The organism is Stenotrophomonas sp. Ker107b (assembly GCF_053847245.1).
The window spans coordinates 1,747,582-1,762,421 of the sequence record NZ_JBSPHX010000001.1; the positions used below are offsets into that span (position 1 = coordinate 1,747,582).

General features: G+C 66.0%; 10 protein-coding genes and 1 pseudogene. 7 read left to right on the forward strand and 4 right to left on the reverse strand.

Translation table 11 applies throughout. The features are described 5' to 3' along the window. Window positions 1–64 precede the first annotated feature (64 nt). Both can and ACWV8V_RS07965 read left to right on the forward strand, forming a co-directional pair. On the forward strand, window positions 65–727 hold the full coding sequence (gene can / locus ACWV8V_RS07960) for a carbonate dehydratase (RefSeq protein WP_123729657.1): 663 nt from the start codon (window positions 65–67) through the stop codon (window positions 725–727). A gap of 24 nt (window positions 728–751) precedes the next feature. Further along, window positions 752–1,279 (forward strand): 3-hydroxyanthranilate 3,4-dioxygenase, encoded by a 528-nt coding sequence (locus ACWV8V_RS07965; protein WP_455899411.1) that lies wholly within the window; start codon window positions 752–754, stop codon window positions 1,277–1,279. Between the two features lie 232 nt (window positions 1,280–1,511). Here the strand turns inward: ACWV8V_RS07965 and ACWV8V_RS07970 are convergent, their stop codons facing one another. Then, on the reverse strand, window positions 1,512–1,733 hold the full coding sequence (locus ACWV8V_RS07970) for a hypothetical protein (protein ID WP_455899412.1): 222 nt from the start codon (window positions 1,731–1,733) through the stop codon (window positions 1,512–1,514). A gap of 599 nt (window positions 1,734–2,332) precedes the next feature. On the opposite strand from ACWV8V_RS07970, the gene kynU reads away from it, so the two are divergent. The 5 genes from kynU (at window position 2,333) to ACWV8V_RS07995 (ending at window position 7,777) form a co-directional block, all read left to right on the forward strand. Continuing rightward, complete coding sequence (kynU, locus tag ACWV8V_RS07975; RefSeq protein ID WP_455899413.1) at window positions 2,333–3,610, forward strand: kynureninase; 1,278 nt, start codon at window positions 2,333–2,335, stop codon at window positions 3,608–3,610. 34 nt (window positions 3,611–3,644) lie between these two features. Then, complete coding sequence (locus tag ACWV8V_RS07980) at window positions 3,645–5,012, forward strand: FAD-dependent oxidoreductase (RefSeq protein WP_455899414.1); 1,368 nt, start codon at window positions 3,645–3,647, stop codon at window positions 5,010–5,012. Next, window positions 5,012–6,451, forward strand: a complete 1,440-nt coding sequence (gene sbcB, locus ACWV8V_RS07985) for an exodeoxyribonuclease I (RefSeq protein WP_346468013.1) — start codon at window positions 5,012–5,014, stop codon at window positions 6,449–6,451. Before ACWV8V_RS07980 ends, sbcB begins: the two co-directional genes overlap by 1 nt. After that, window positions 6,448–7,134, forward strand: coding sequence for a DUF2461 domain-containing protein (locus ACWV8V_RS07990; RefSeq protein ID WP_259261598.1), 687 nt, complete (start codon window positions 6,448–6,450; stop codon window positions 7,132–7,134). The genes sbcB and ACWV8V_RS07990 overlap by 4 nt, the downstream gene beginning before the upstream one ends. A 61-nt stretch (window positions 7,135–7,195) precedes the next feature. Beyond that, window positions 7,196–7,777 (forward strand): DUF2939 domain-containing protein, encoded by a 582-nt coding sequence (locus tag ACWV8V_RS07995; RefSeq protein WP_455899415.1) that lies wholly within the window; start codon window positions 7,196–7,198, stop codon window positions 7,775–7,777. A 38-nt stretch (window positions 7,778–7,815) separates the two neighbouring features. Here the strand turns inward: ACWV8V_RS07995 and ACWV8V_RS08000 are convergent, their stop codons facing one another. The 3 genes and pseudogenes from ACWV8V_RS08000 to ACWV8V_RS08010 form a co-directional block, all read right to left on the reverse strand. Further along, window positions 7,816–8,763: a 5'-nucleotidase gene (locus ACWV8V_RS08000; protein ID WP_088434636.1), complete on the reverse strand. Its 948-nt coding sequence runs from the start codon at window positions 8,761–8,763 to the stop codon at window positions 7,816–7,818. Between the two features lie 79 nt (window positions 8,764–8,842). Continuing rightward, window positions 8,843–9,613, reverse strand: a complete 771-nt coding sequence (locus ACWV8V_RS08005) for an NAD kinase (protein ID WP_259261595.1) — start codon at window positions 9,611–9,613, stop codon at window positions 8,843–8,845. A gap of 277 nt (window positions 9,614–9,890) precedes the next feature. After that, window positions 9,891–14,786, reverse strand: a pseudogene (locus ACWV8V_RS08010) (NAD-glutamate dehydrogenase); the annotation flags it as partial. Between the last annotated feature and the right edge of the window lie 54 nt (window positions 14,787–14,840).

A 14,840-nucleotide genomic window follows, 5' to 3' on the forward strand; every position in this document is an offset into this window, starting at 1 on the left:
TCCTGCGACGACGCGGCCACCCTGGCCGCGCCTTGCCCCCACCCGACGTCAGGGACCCCGCACGATGAAAGACATCCACAAGCTGCTGCAGAACAACCGCGAATGGGCGGACCGGATCGAGAAAGAAGACCCGGAGTTCTTCCACCAGCTGGCCAAGCAGCAGCACCCGGAATACCTGTGGATCGGCTGTTCCGATTCGCGCGTGCCGGCCAACCAGATCATCGGCATGGCACCGGGCGAAGTCTTCGTGCACCGCAACGTGGCCAACGTCGTGGTGCATACCGATCTGAACTGCCTGAGCGTGATCCAGTACGCCGTGGATCAGCTGAAGGTCAAGCACATCCTGATCGTGGGCCATTACGGCTGCGGCGGTGTGCACGCCAGCTTGAACAACACGCGCGTGGGCCTGGCCGACAACTGGCTGCGCCATGTCGGCGATGTGGCGCAGAAGCACTCGGCGATCATGGAGGCGATCGAGGACCCGGCGCTGAAGCATGCGCGCCTGTGCGAGCTGAACGTGATCGAGCAGGTGGTCAACGCCTGCCGCTCGACGATCGTGCAGGACGCGTGGGCACGCGGCCAGAAACTGATGGTGCACGGCTGGGTATACAGCCTGAAGGACGGCCGGGTGCGCGAGATGGGCATCGATGTGGGCGCACCGGAAGAGCTGCAGGCTGCCTACGAAAAGGCCCTGTCCTACGTGCCGCGCCACGGTCGGCGCGACTGATTCTTCCTTTTACGGACATCGCCCATGCTTGCCTCTCCCATCAATCTGCTCGGCTGGATCGAGGAAAACCGGCATCTGCTGAAGCCGCCGGTCGGCAACAAGATGATCGAGAACGGCGATTTCATCGTGATGGTGGTCGGCGGCCCGAACAGCCGCACGGATTTCCATTACGACGAGGGCCCGGAGTGGTTCTATCAGCTTGAAGGGGAGATGACGCTGAAGGTGCAGGAGGATGGCGCGGTGCGCGATATTCCGATCCGCGCGGGCGAGATCTTTCTGTTGCCGGGCGGTGTGCCGCATTCGCCGCGCCGCCCGCCGGGCGGTGTGGGCCTGGTGGTGGAGCGCAAGCGGCTGGCGCATGAGCGCGACGGGTTGATGTGGTTCTGCGAGCGGTGCAATCACAAGTTGTACGAGGAGTTTTTCGCGCTGGAGAACATCGAGACGGATCTGCCGAAGGTGTTCGATTGCTATCACTCTTCGCTGGAGTTGCGCACGTGCGATGCGTGCGGACACGTGGATCCGTTGCCTGCGAAGGTCGCTGTTGAGGGGTGATGGCTTGGAAGCTTGGAAGCTTGGAAGCTTGGAAGCTTGGAAGCTTGGAAGCTTGAAAGTCAGCCGTTGAGTGGACTGGGAGTGGGCCGGCGGGGGCGGGTTTCCTGGACCCGCCGCAAGTACGTCCATGTAGGCTCGTAGTGCGGCATCCATGCCGCACACGGTCCCGGAAACCCACCCCCACCGACCCATCCACACTTCGCGGTGCGCATGGAAAAGAGCAACGCTGGAGCTAGCGCGACCTCTGCTGCTTCTGCTTCTGCTTCTGCTTCTGCTTCTGCTTCTGCTTCTGCTTCTGCTTCTGCTTCTGCTGCTTCTGCTTCTGCTGCATCTGCTGCTTCTGCTGCTTCTGCTGCTTCTGCTGCCGTGACTGCTTCTGCTGATACTGCGCCGCAGCCTCACAAGCAGAACCAAGCTGCGCTGGTCCCAGCGCCGCCAACCTCGGCGCAGGCATGAACGACTGCGACTGCGACTGCCACTGCGACTGCGACTGCGACTGCGACTGCGACTGCGATTAAGTCTGGACCAGCTCCGAAAGTTGAGCGAAGACCGGCAAATTGGGTGAGCGAGTAATACCGTTGTGTCCGATCACGGCGGACAGTGCCAAGCGTCGGCAAGTGGATGCATCGTCCACCGCTGTTGGCTCACCCGGCCTCCGCGCTCAAACTGCACCAGTGAACAGTCCAAGGCGCAGGCGCCCGCCTTTTCCCGTACGCACCGACCAATTGTCAGCGGGTCGGTGTGGGTGGGTCTGCAGGACCGTGTGCGGCATGGATGCCGCACTACGAGCCTACACGGACGTACTTGCGGCGGGTCCAGCAGACCCACCCACACCGGCCCGTACACTGGAACGTCACTCCGTACGCATTGGCTTTGGCGTTGGCGTTGGCGTTGGCGCTGGCGTTGGCGTTGGCGCTGGCGTTGGCGTTGGCTCCGGCCTCCAGCTAGAGCGCCAGCTGCCAGCCCACGCCAAATCAGCACCGCAAGCCAGATTCAGCCCACACCCCCAACACCCGGATAAACTGTCGGCTCACTGACACCGCCGGTTGCACCATGTCCGAACTCCTCAGCCGCACCCATGCCGTTGCCCTGGACGCCGCCGACCCGCTGCGCGCCCTGCGCAACGAATTCGTCTTCCCCCAGCACAACCACCGCGACCAGACCTACTTCGTCGGCAACTCGCTGGGTCTGCAGCCGCGCGGCGCACGTGCCGCCGTCCAGGAAGTCATGGACAAATGGGCCTCGCTGGCCGTCGAAGGCCACTTCACCGGTGACACCCAGTGGCTGCATTACCACCGTCTGGTCAGCGAACAGCTCGCCCGCGTGGTCGGCGCCCTGCCCAGCGAAGTCGTGGCGATGAACACCCTCAGCGTCAACCTGCACCTGATGATGGTCAGCTTCTACCGGCCCACCGCCGAACGCCCCGTCATCCTCATGGAGGCCGGCGCCTTCCCGACGGATCGGCATGCAGTGGACTCGCAGATCCGCTTCCATGGCTTCAACCCCGATACCGATCTGATCGAGGTGCAGCCCGATGAGCCCAACGGCACGATCTCGCTGCAGGCCATCGAACGCGCCATCACCGAACACGGGCCGCGCCTGGCGCTGGTGCTGTGGCCCGGCGCGCAGTACCGCAGTGGCCAGGTGTTCGATCTGGACGCCATCACCCGCATGGCGCGCCTGCAGGGCGCCCGCGTCGGTTTCGATCTGGCCCATTCGGTGGGTAATGTGCCGCTGCAGCTGCACGACATCGCGCCGGATTTCGCCGTGTGGTGCCATTACAAGTACCTCAACGCCGGCCCGGGCGCCGTGGCCGGCTGCTTCGTGCACGAACGCCATCACCGAGATGCCACGCTGCCGCGCTTCGCTGGCTGGTGGGGCCATGAAGAAGCCACCCGCTTCAAGATGGCGCCGCAGTTCGTGCCGGCGGTCGGTGCCGAAGGCTGGCAGCTCAGCAATCCGCCGGTGCTGGGTCTGGCCCCGCTGCGCGCTGCCCTCGATGTCGTCGACAAGGCCGGTGGCATCGATGCGCTGCGGACCAAATCGCTGCGCCTGACCGGCATGCTGGATGCGCTCGTGCGTGCGCGCCTGTCCGGTGTGCTGGAGGTGCTGACGCCTTCGGAGCCGGAGCGCCGAGGCTGCCAGCTCTCGCTGCGTGTGGCCGGTGGCCGCGAGCGCGGCCGCAGCCTGTTCGAGTACCTGCAGACCGTGGGCGTGCTCGGCGACTGGCGCGAGCCCGACGTGATCCGCATCTCGCCGACACCGCTGTACAACCGCTACCTCGACCTGCACCACTTCGTCGAGGAAGTGGAAGCCTGGGCCGGTCTCTGACCCGACCGCCCTCCCCGCCCCCACGGACATCGCCTTGATCGCTACCCCCTCCCGCTCGCTGAGCATCATCGGCGCTGGCCTGGCCGGTTCATTGCTGGCCATCCTGCTGTCCCGCCAGGGCTGGCAGATCACCTTGTATGAGCGCCGCGGCGATCCGCGCGTGAGCGATTACGAGTCCGGTCGTTCGATCAATCTGGCGCTCGCCGAACGTGGCCGGCATGCGCTGCGCCAGGCAGGGGTCGAAAACGCGGTCATGGCCAAGGCGGTGATGATGCGTGGGCGCATGATTCACCCGCGCGAGGGCGAGCCGCAGCTGCAGCGCTACGGGCGGGACGACAGCGAGGTGATCTGGTCGATCCATCGCAAGGATCTCAACACCACGTTGCTGCAGCTGGCCGAGGATGCCGGTGCCACCGTGCACTTCCACCGGCGCCTGCATACGGTGGACTTCGATGCCGGCTACGCACGCTTCATCGATGACCGCGACGACCAGCCGCACGATATCCGCTTCGATACCCTGATCGGGGCCGACGGTGCCGGTTCGGCGCTGCGCGCGGCGATGAACCGCAAGCAGCCGCTGGACGAGCGCATCGACTTCCTGGATCACTCCTACAAGGAGCTGGAGATCCCGCCGACCGATGATGGTGGGTTCCGGATCGAGGCCAACGCACTGCATATCTGGCCGCGCGGGCACTACATGTGCATCGCGTTGCCGAACGACGAAGGCACGTTCACGGTCACGCTGTTCCTGCCCAACGAGGGCGATCCGAGCTTTGCCACCACCAACAGCGGGGCCGAGGCCGAGGCGCTGTTCGCGCGCGACTTCCCCGATGCGCTGGCGCTTATCCCGAACCTGCGCCGCGACTGGGAGCAGCATCCGCCGGGCCTGCTCGGCACGCTGCATCTCAAGCACTGGCACATGAAGGGCCGCGCGGTGCTGATCGGCGATGCCGCGCACGCGATGGTGCCGTTCCACGGCCAAGGCATGAACTGCGCCTTCGAGGATTGCATCGCCCTGGCCGCGCATCTGCTGGAGCAGGAGTCGCTGGGCGAGGCCTTCGCTGCATTCGAAGCGGACCGCAAGCCGAATGCCGAGGCGATCCAGCAGATGGCGCTGGAGAACTACCTGGAGATGCGCGACCGCGTGGCCGATCCGCAGTTCCTGCTGCAGCGCGAACTGGAACAGGCGCTGCAGGCGCGCTGGCCGACCCGCTTCGTCCCGCATTACACGATGGTCACCTTCCTGCGTACCCCATACGCCGTTGCGCTGGCGCGCACCGAGCTGCAGCGGCGCATGCTGGAGGAAGCTACTGCCGGGCACGACAGCCTGGCGCATATCAACTGGGCCGCACTGGAGCGGCGGGTCCACGAACAACTGCCCGTCCTGGAGGGTGCGCACTGATGGCCGACAGCTTCCTGTTCTATGACCTGGAAACCTTCGGTCAGGACCCGCGCCGCACGCGCATCGCGCAGTTCGCCGGTATCCGCACCGATGCCGATCTCAACATCATCGAAGAACCGGTCAGCTTCTACGTCAAACCGGCCGATGATCTGCTGCCCTCGCCGATCGCCACCCTGATCACCGGCATCACCCCGCAGCACGCGCTGAGCGCCGGCGTCACCGAGGCCGAGGCGTTCGCGCGGATCAACGACCTGATGGCGCAGCCGGGCACCTGCTCGCTGGGTTACAACACGCTGCGCTTCGACGATGAATTCGTCCGCCACGGGCTGTTTCGCAACTTCTACGATCCCTACGAACGCGAGTGGCGCAACGGCAATTCGCGCTGGGATCTACTGGACATGATGCGGCTGCTGCATGCGCTGCGCCCGGACGGGATTGTCTGGCCGCAGCGCGAAGACGGCGCCACTTCGTTCAAGCTCGAGCATCTGGCCACGGCCAATAACGTCCGTCAGGGCGATGCGCATGAAGCGCTGTCCGACGTGTACGCGACAATCGGTCTGGCGAAGCTGTTCAAGCAGGCGCAGCCACGGCTGTGGGACTACGCGCTGAAGCTGCGCGACAAGCGCTTCGTGGGCGGCCTGCTGGATGTGGAGGCGATGCAGCCGGTGCTGCACATCTCGATGCGCTACCCGGCCCAGCGCATGTGCGCCGCACCGGTGCTGCCAGTGGCGCGCCATCCCTTCATCAACAACCGCATCATCGCGCTCGATCTGGAGGGCGATATCGAGCCGCTGCTCGATCTGCCACCGGAAACCATCGCCGCACGCCTGTACACCCGCGCGGCCGACATGGCCGAGGGCGAGCAGCGCGTGCCGCTCAAGGAAGTGCACCTCAACAAGGTCCCGGCGCTGGTCGCCTGGAACCACCTGCGTCCGGCCGACCATGCGCGCCTGGGTATCGACCCGGCCGCGATCGAGGCCAAGGCCGAGCGCCTGCGCCAGATCGGCCCGGCCCTGGCCGAGAAGGTCCGCCAGGTGTATTCGGGCGAGCGTACGCTGCCGCCGAGCGATGTGGACGCCTCGTTGTACGACGGTTTCCTCGCCGACGGCGACAAATCCCTGATGTCGCGTATCCGCACCAGCCGACCGGCCGAACTGGCCAGCTTCGCCGAGCGCCTGCGCGATCCGCGCATGCCCGAGCTGCTGTTCCGGTACCGCGCCCGCAACTACCCGGACACCCTGGACACCACCGAGCGCTCACGCTGGAACGACTATCGTCGCCAGCGCCTGCTCGGCGATGCATCGCTGGGCGAACAGACCCTGCCGCAGTTCACCGCGCAGCTGGATGCACTGGCCGCAGAGCATGCCAACGATGCCGGCAAGCTCGCCCTGCTGCAGCAGCTGCGCGACTGGGGCACCCACCTGCAGAGCAGCCTATGAGCACCTATTTCAGCCCGGCTACCTTCACGTTCCTGCGAGGCCTGGCCCGCAACAACGACAAGACCTGGTTCAACGAGCACAAGCCGAAGTACGAAGCGCATGTCCGCCAGCCGTTCCTGCGCCTGATCACCGATCTGCAGCCGGACCTGGCCGCAGTCAGCGAGCACTTCCGCGCCGATCCGCGCACCGTGGGTGGCTCGCTGTTCCGCATCTACCGCGATGCGCGCTTCTCCAACGACAAGTCGCCCTACAAGAGCTGGCAGGGCGCGCGCCTGTTCCATGAGCGCCGCAAGCAGGTGCCGGCCCCGTCGTTCTATATCCACCTGCAGCCGGGCGAGAGCTTCGTCGGTGCGGGGCTGTGGCATCCCGAACCGGCCACGCAGCGCAAGGTGCGGCACTTCATCGTCGACAACCCTGGCAGCTGGAAGGCCGCCGCGCATTCGCCGCTGCTGCGCAAGAAATTCGATTTCGAGGAAAGCGAGAAGCTGGTCCGCGCCCCGCGCGGGTTCGAGCCGGAGTTCGAGTTCATCGACGATCTCAAGCACCGCAACTGGGTCTTCTGGCGCTCGCTGGACGACGCCACGATGACCGGCCCGCGCCTGCGCCAGACCATCGCGGCCGACCTGGTCACGCTTGCTCCCTTCGTGGATTACCTGTGCGCGGCGCTGGACCTGGAGTTCTGAACTTCACGTGCACTGACGCCCGCTGCGTCAAGCTGCGCACCATGACGACAAGGCACACCCGATGAAGAAGCTGCTCTGGTTGCTGGTCAGCGTGCTGCTGGTGCTGGCCGGCATCGTGTTCAGCGGTCCCTACCTGACCGTGCATGGCCTCAGCCGCGCGATCGAGCAGCGCGATACCGCCAACCTTGATCGTTACGTGGATTTCCCGATGCTGCGCGCCAATCTGCGCGCCCAGCTGAGCGATTACGTGGTCCGCCGCGCGGGTCCGGACATGCAGTCCAGCCTGTTTGGCGCGTTGCTGCTCTCGGCCGGTGACCGGCTCAGCGCGACCGCCGTGGACGCGCTGGTCACCCCGACCGGCATCGGTGCGCTGCTGGAGGGCCACACCCTGTGGAAGCGCGCCAGCAACGATCTGGACAGCCCCAGCAATGACGCCTATGCGGCGCCACGGCCGGCGCGCCCCCTGAAGGGCGCCACCCACCATTTCGAGTCGCTGTCGCGGTTCACCGCCACCACCTACACGCCGCAGGGCGCACCGGTGGTGTTCATCCTGCAGCGCTCGGGCCTGCGCTGGCGGCTGGTCGACATCCGTCTACCGTTGAATCCTGACACCACCGCGCCGTCGGTCCTGCCGATCCCGTAGGAACGCACCCTTGGTGGTTACATGGGCGCAGCGCTGCATCAACCGTCGTTGGCGACCCCATGCGGCACATGCCCGGCGGCCACGCTCTGGTGTTGCAGCGCGCTGTCGATGTTGTGCTGGGAATCGTCGAAGAAGATGTCCGCGCCGAAGGCTTCCAGGAACGGGCCCTTGTGGCGGCCGCCAAGGAACAGCGCCTCGTCCAGGCGCACCCCCCACTCGCGCAGCGTGCGGATCACGCGCTCGTGCGCGGGCGCTGAGCGTGCCGTCACCAGAGCGGTGCGGATCGGCGCATCTTCGCCTGACGGGAACACCGCCTGCAGCGTATGCAGGGCCGACAGGAAATTGCGGAACGGGCCGCCGCTGAGTGGCTCGCGGGCGTTCTCACGCTCATGGCGGCCGAACGCTTCCACGCCCTGCTCGCGCGAGATGCGCTCGCTCTCATCGCCAAAGATCACCGCATCACCATCGAAGGCGATGCGGAGCTGACCCAGCGGACGGCCCAGGTCGACCTGCTCGGCTGCGGCAATCGTCTCGCCCGGCGGCTTGGGCAGGATGGTCGCCGCCGCGATCCCGTGCAGCAGCGCACGACGCACCGATTCCGGGTTGGCCGACAGGAACAGATCGGTGCCGAACGGCTTCACATAGGGCCAGGTCGGCTCGCCCGCGGTGAAGGTCGCGCGGATGATGCCCAGGTCGTAGTGCTGGATCGAATTGAAGATGCGCAGGCCGGTATCGGCCGAGTTGCGCGACAGCAGGATCACTTCCACCCGCGGCTGTTCCGGCGACTGGCCCTGGTTGAGCGCGAGCAGCTTGCGCACCACCGGGAAGGCCACGCCGGGACGCAGCACATCATCTTCGTGCTTGCGCTGGTACTCGGCGTAAGCATCGACGCCTTCAGCCTCGAACAGCGCGTGGCCCTCTTCCAGATCGAACAGGGCCCGCGACGTCACGGCAACGGTCAGCAAACGGGGGGTGTTGTCGCCCATGGCAATCAGCAATCCAATGCGGCCGCAGCGGCCGGCCAGCCATTCTCCCACAGTGCATGGCCACCACGGCCGTGCAGCGTCAGAACATGAACTGCTCGCTCAGGATGCGGTCTTCCAGGTTGTGTTCCGGGTCGAACAGCATGGTGACCCGGCGTTCGCGCGATTCGCGGATGGTCACTTCCACCACATCGCGGGTTTCGTGCGAATCGGCGGTGACGCTGACCGGGCGCTTGTACGGATCGAGCACGCGGAAACGCACTTCCGTGGCGGCCTTGAGGATCGCGCCCCGCCAGCGGCGCGGGCGATACGGGGCCAATGGGGTCAGCGCGATGGTATGCGAGCCCAGCGGCAGGATCGGGCCATGCGCGGAATAGTTGTACGCCGTGCTGCCGGCCGGGGTGGCGACCAGCACGCCATCGCCGATCAGCTCGGCCACGCGCTCCTGGCCGTTGAGGTCGATGCCGATATGCGCGGCCTGGCGGGTCTGGCGCAGCAGCGAGACGTCGTTGTAGGCCAGCGACCCGGTGGTGGTGCCGGACTCGGTCAGGGCCAGCATCTCCAGCGGCCGCAGGTTGGCCGGCTCGGCGGCCGCCAGGCGCGCGGGCAGATCGTCATCACGGAACTGGTTCATCAGAAAACCAACCGTCCCCAGCTTCATGCCGAACACCGGCTTGTCCAGCGCACCATAGCGATGCAGCGTCTGCAGCAGGAAGCCATCTCCGCCCAGCGGGCACAGCACCTCGGCCTGCTCGGGCGTGTAGTCACCATAGCGGGCCCGCATCTGCGCCAGCGCGAGCTGTGCCGCTTCGGTGGAGCTGGCCAGAAAGGCGATACGGGGGGTGTCGCTCATCGGTGAATCCGGGTGGGGTACGCCGGCAAGAGCATAACCGTTCGTGCCGGCTGCGGGCCGGCACGCCCGGAAACGAAAACGGCCCCGCCGAAGCGGAGCCGTGTGTTTCTCATGCAATTCCGTTATCAGCCCGCACTTATCCCTCTGGAGCAGAGCCCCCCTGAGTCAGGGGGGCGCGCCGAAGGCGCGGGGGTCTGGAAGCATCGTTTGCATGGGCCCCACGGTTTGCAAAGCAAACCGTGGGGCGTCAGCGCCAATGCGCCGACGCACCATGCGCTCACGCACCATGCGAGGCCAACTGACCCAGACGCTGCACCGCGACCGAGACGGTCGGGTAGTCCAGGGTCTTCTGCTCGGCCAGCTCGGCCAGCATCGCCAAGGTAAAGCGCAGGCTGCTGTCGTCACGACCCATCCAGGCGGCGACCTTGGCTTCGGCGCTGCTGCCCTTCATCGACAGGACCTGGGCAGCCAGGTTGCGATGGTGGGCGGCCAGCTCGTCGCGCAGCACGCCACGGGCCACGGCGTGCCAGCGGCCGTTGACCTCCAGCGCGTCGATCTGCTCGAACAGCCACGGCAGCTGCAGGGCGTCGCCCAGGCGGAAGTGGACCTTGGAGACGTCCACCGGCTTGAGCTTGCGGGTGCGGGCCAGTTCGATGATATCGAACGCCGGCTCCAGGAACTGCAGTTCCGAGAGCTGCTGCGACAACGCCGGCGGCAGGCCCTTGTCCTTCCATTCCTGCACGCTGGCCTCGTAGGCCGGGCGCTGCGAATCCGGCAGCACGCCGGAGGCATCGCGGATGTCGTTGAACGCGGCCTGGTAGCGGTTGACCGCTTCGGTGATGCCCGGCATGGCGCCCGGGCGCGAGAGCAGCCAGCGCACGAACGAACGCTGCAGCTTCCAGATCACTTCCAGCGCATCGATCTGCACCGACTCCGGCAGCGTGCCGTCGAGGGCGTCGATCTGTGCCCACAGCGCGCGCGCGTCCAGCGTTTCACGGCTGATCGTGTACGCCTTGGCGACCTCGGCCACGGTGCGGCCGGTGTCTTCCTGCATGCGCATCAGGAAGGTGGCACCCATGCGGTTGATGGTCTGGTTGGTCACGGCCGTGGCGATGATTTCACGCTTCAGGCGGTGACGCTCCATCGCATCGGCGTACTTCTTCTGCAGCGGCGTCGGGAAGTAGCGCTGCAGCTCCTTGGACAGGTACGGATCTTCCGGAATGTCCGACTCGAGCAGCTGCTGGAAGGCCACCAGCTTGGAGTAGGACAACAGCACCGACAGTTCCGGACGGGTCAGGCCCTGGCCACGCGCCTTGCGTGCGGACAGTTCCGCATCCGAGGGCAGGTACTCGATCTGGCGATCCAGCAGGCCCTGCTGTTCCAGCGTGCGGATGAAGTGCTGCTTGGAGCCCAGGCGCTTGACCGCCATGCGTTCCATCAGGCTCAGCGCCTGGTTCTGACGGTAGTTGTCCATCAGCACCAGCGCGGCCACTTCGTCGGTCATCGAGGCCAGCAGCTTGTTGCGCTGTTCGACGGTCAACTTCTTGGCACGCACCACATCGTTGAGCAGGATCTTGATGTTGACTTCGTGATCGGAGGTGTCCACACCGGCCGAGTTGTCGATGAAGTCGGTGTTGAGCAGTACGCCGGCCTGGGCGGCTTCGATGCGGCCCAGCTGGGTCATGCCCAGGTTGCCACCCTCGCCCACCACCTTGCAGCGCAGCTCGCCGCCATTGACGCGTAGCGCGTTGTTGGCGCGGTCGCCGACATCGCTGTGCTGCTCGCTGGCCGCCTTGACGTAGGTACCGATGCCGCCGTTCCACAACAGATCGACCGGCGATTTCAGGATCGCGCTCATCAGGTCGTTCGGGGTCATCGACTTGACGCCGTCGTCCAGGCCCAGTGCCTCACGCACCTGCGGGGTGATCTCGATCGACTTCAGCGTACGCGGGAATATGCCGCCGCCCTTGCTGATCAGCTTGGCATCGTAATCGGCCCAGCTGGAGCGCGGCACGGTGAACAGACGCTCGCGCTCGACGAAGGTCGTGGCCGCATCCGGGTTCGGGTCCAGGAAGATGTGGCGGTGATCGAATGCCGCAACCAGACGGATGTGGCGCGACAACAGCATGCCGTTGCCGAACACGTCGCCGGACATGTCGCCCACGCCGACTGCGGTGAAATCCTGGCTCTGGCTGTCACGGCCCAGCGCACGGAAGTGGCGCTTGACCGACTCCCACGCACCGCGTGCGGTGATGCCCATTCCCTTGTGGTCGTAACCGACCGAGCCACCGGAGGCGAACGCATCGCCCATCCAGAAGCCGTGCGCCACGGCCAAGCCGTTGGCGATGTCGGAGAACGTGGCGGTGCCCTTGTCGGCCGCCACCACCAGGTACGGGTCGTCCATGTCGTGGCGGACCACGTCCACCGGCGGCACGATCTTGTTGTTGACGATGTTGTCGGTGATGTCCAGCAGGCCCTGGATGAACAGCTTGTAGCAGGCCACGCCGTTGGCGAACACCGCATCACGGTCGCCGTTGACCGGCGGCATCTTGGCGAAGAAGCCGCCCTTCGCGCCGACCGGCACGATCACGGTGTTCTTGACCATCTGCGCCTTGACCAGGCCCAGCACCTCGGTACGGAAATCTTCGCGACGGTCCGACCAGCGCAGGCCACCACGGGCCACGGCCCCGAAGCGCAGGTGGGTACCTTCCACACGCGGGCCGTACACGAAGATTTCGCGGTACGGGCGCGGCTTGGGCAGGTCCGGCACCAGCGCCGAATCGAACTTGAAGCTGATGACGTGGCCCGGACGGCCCTCGGCATCGGTCTGGTAGTAACTGGTGCGCAGGGTCGCATCGATCACGCCCATGAAGCTGCGCAGGATGCGGTCTTCATCAAGGCTGGAGACGCGGTCCATCAGCTTGAGCAGCGCATCGCGCGCGGCATCCATCTGCACGGTGCGGTCGCCCTTGCGTGCATCGACCACGGTCTTGAGCACTTTGAGGGTGGCTTCGTCACCGCCGGCGAGCACGGTCAGGTGCGCGCGCAGCTGGGCCTGGCCCTCGGCGATCGCGTCCTTGCTCTCGTGGCCGGTGGCCGGATCGAAGCGGGCTTCGAACAGCTCCACCAGCAGGCGGGCCAGCAGCGGGTAACGGGTGAAGGTGCCTTCCACATAGGCCTGCGAGAACGGCACGCCGGTCTGCAGCAGGTACTTGCAGTAGCCACGCAGCATCGCGACCTGGCGCCAGTGCAGACCGGCCGCGAGCACGAGGCGGTTGAAGCCATCGTTCTCGGCATCGCCGTGCCACACGCGGGCAAAGGTCTCACCGAAGGCGGCATCGACGCTCGGCGCGTCGATCGCACCCGCCACCGATTCCACTTCGAAGTCCTGCACGTACACCGGCGCGTTGTCGACCGTCAGACGGTACGGGCGCTCGGAGATCACGCGCAGGCCCATGTTTTCCATCATCGGCAGCGCATCGGACAGCGGGATGTCATCCAGCTGGCGATACAGCTTCAACCGCAGGCCATCACCTTCGTCGCGATGCACGGCCTGCAGGCTCAGACGCAGATCGTCCGGGCCGGTCAGCGCATCGAGCTGGCTGACGTCGTTGGCGGCAATTTCGGTGCTGGAGTCTTCGATGTAGCCGGCCGGCAGTGCCTTGCCGATACGTGCGGCGATGCGCAGGCCTTCGGTTTCACCGTGGCGGGCCACCAGCGCTTCGCGCAGATCGTCCTGCCAGTTGCGCAGCACCTGGGCAAGCTTCTGCTCCAGTGCGCTGGTATCCACTTCCAGGGTCTGGCCAGCCTTCGGGCGCACGATCAGGTGCACCTGGGCCAGCGGCGACTCACCGAGCACCACCGAGCTGTCCACGTACTCGCCCTGCAGGGCGTCCTTGAGCATGGCTTCGATGCGCAGGCGCACATCGGTGTTGAAGCGCTCGCGCGGCAGGTACACCAGCGCGGAGATGAAACGGCTGTACTTGTCGCGGCGCAGGAACAGGCGGCTGCGCACGCGCTCCTGCAGGCCCAGCACGCCCATGGCGGTGCGGAACAGTTCTTCCTCGCTGGACTGGAACAGCTCTTCGCGCGGCAGGGTTTCCAGAATGTGGCGCAGGGCCTTGCCGCTGTGGCTGCTCGGTGCCAGGCCGGACTTGCTCATCACGTATTCGTGGCGCTGGCGCACCAGCGGGATTTCCCACGGACGGCGGTTGTACGCGCTGGAGGTGAACAGGCCCAGGAAGCGCTGCTCACCGATGATCTTGCCCTTGGCGTCGAATTCAAGCACGCCGATGTAGTCCATGTAGCCGGAGCGATGCACGCGCGAACGGGCATTGGTCTTGGTCAGGATCAGCGCGTCCTTCAAGCCGGTGGTGGCATTGAGGCCCTGCGCGGCGAGCGTCTTGACCGGACGTGCAGCGGACTTGTCCTGCCCGCGCATCAGGCCCAGGCCGGTGTCGTTGAGCGGCGCCAGCACGTCTTCCTTGCCCTGCTTCTCCACGCGGTACTCGCGGTAGCCGAAGAAGGTGAAGTGGTTGTCGGCGGCCCAGCGCAGGAATTCCTGCGCTTCGGCGCGCGAAGCGGCATCCACCGGCAGCTCGCGGCTGCCCAGGTCGTCGGCCAGGCTCTGCGCCTTGGCACGCATCGCGTCCCAATCGCGGACGATGGCACGCACCTCGTCCAGCGCCTTGATGATCGCCTTCTCGACGTCGGCCATGGCGTCGGCCGGCTGGCGGTCGATCTCCAGCAGCATCACCGATTCGGCGGTGCCGTCGCTGACACCGGTCAGCTTGCCGGCCTTGTCACGGGCGAAGCGGATCACCGGGTGACCCAGTACATGCACGCCCACGCCATGCTCGGCCAGCGACATCGTCACCGTGTCGACCAGGAACGGCATATCGTCGTTGACGATCTGCAACACCGTATGCGGCGACTCCCACCCGTTGCTCTTCAGCGTCGGGTTGAACACGCGGACGTTGGCCTTGCCGGACTTGCGTACACGCGCGAATTCCAGCGTGTCCGCTGCCAGTGCGGCCCACTCCTCGGCGCTGTGGTGCGGGAACTCGTCCGCCTCCATGCGCTTGTAGAAGTCGGCGGCAAAAGCCACTGCCTCGGCCTGCCCGGCCGACGGGTAGCGCTTGCGCAAGGCCGTGTACACCGGCTCCAGCGAGAAGCCCACTGGCGAAACAGTCTGCGTATCGGCTGGTTTGGATTTGTTTTTCACGGT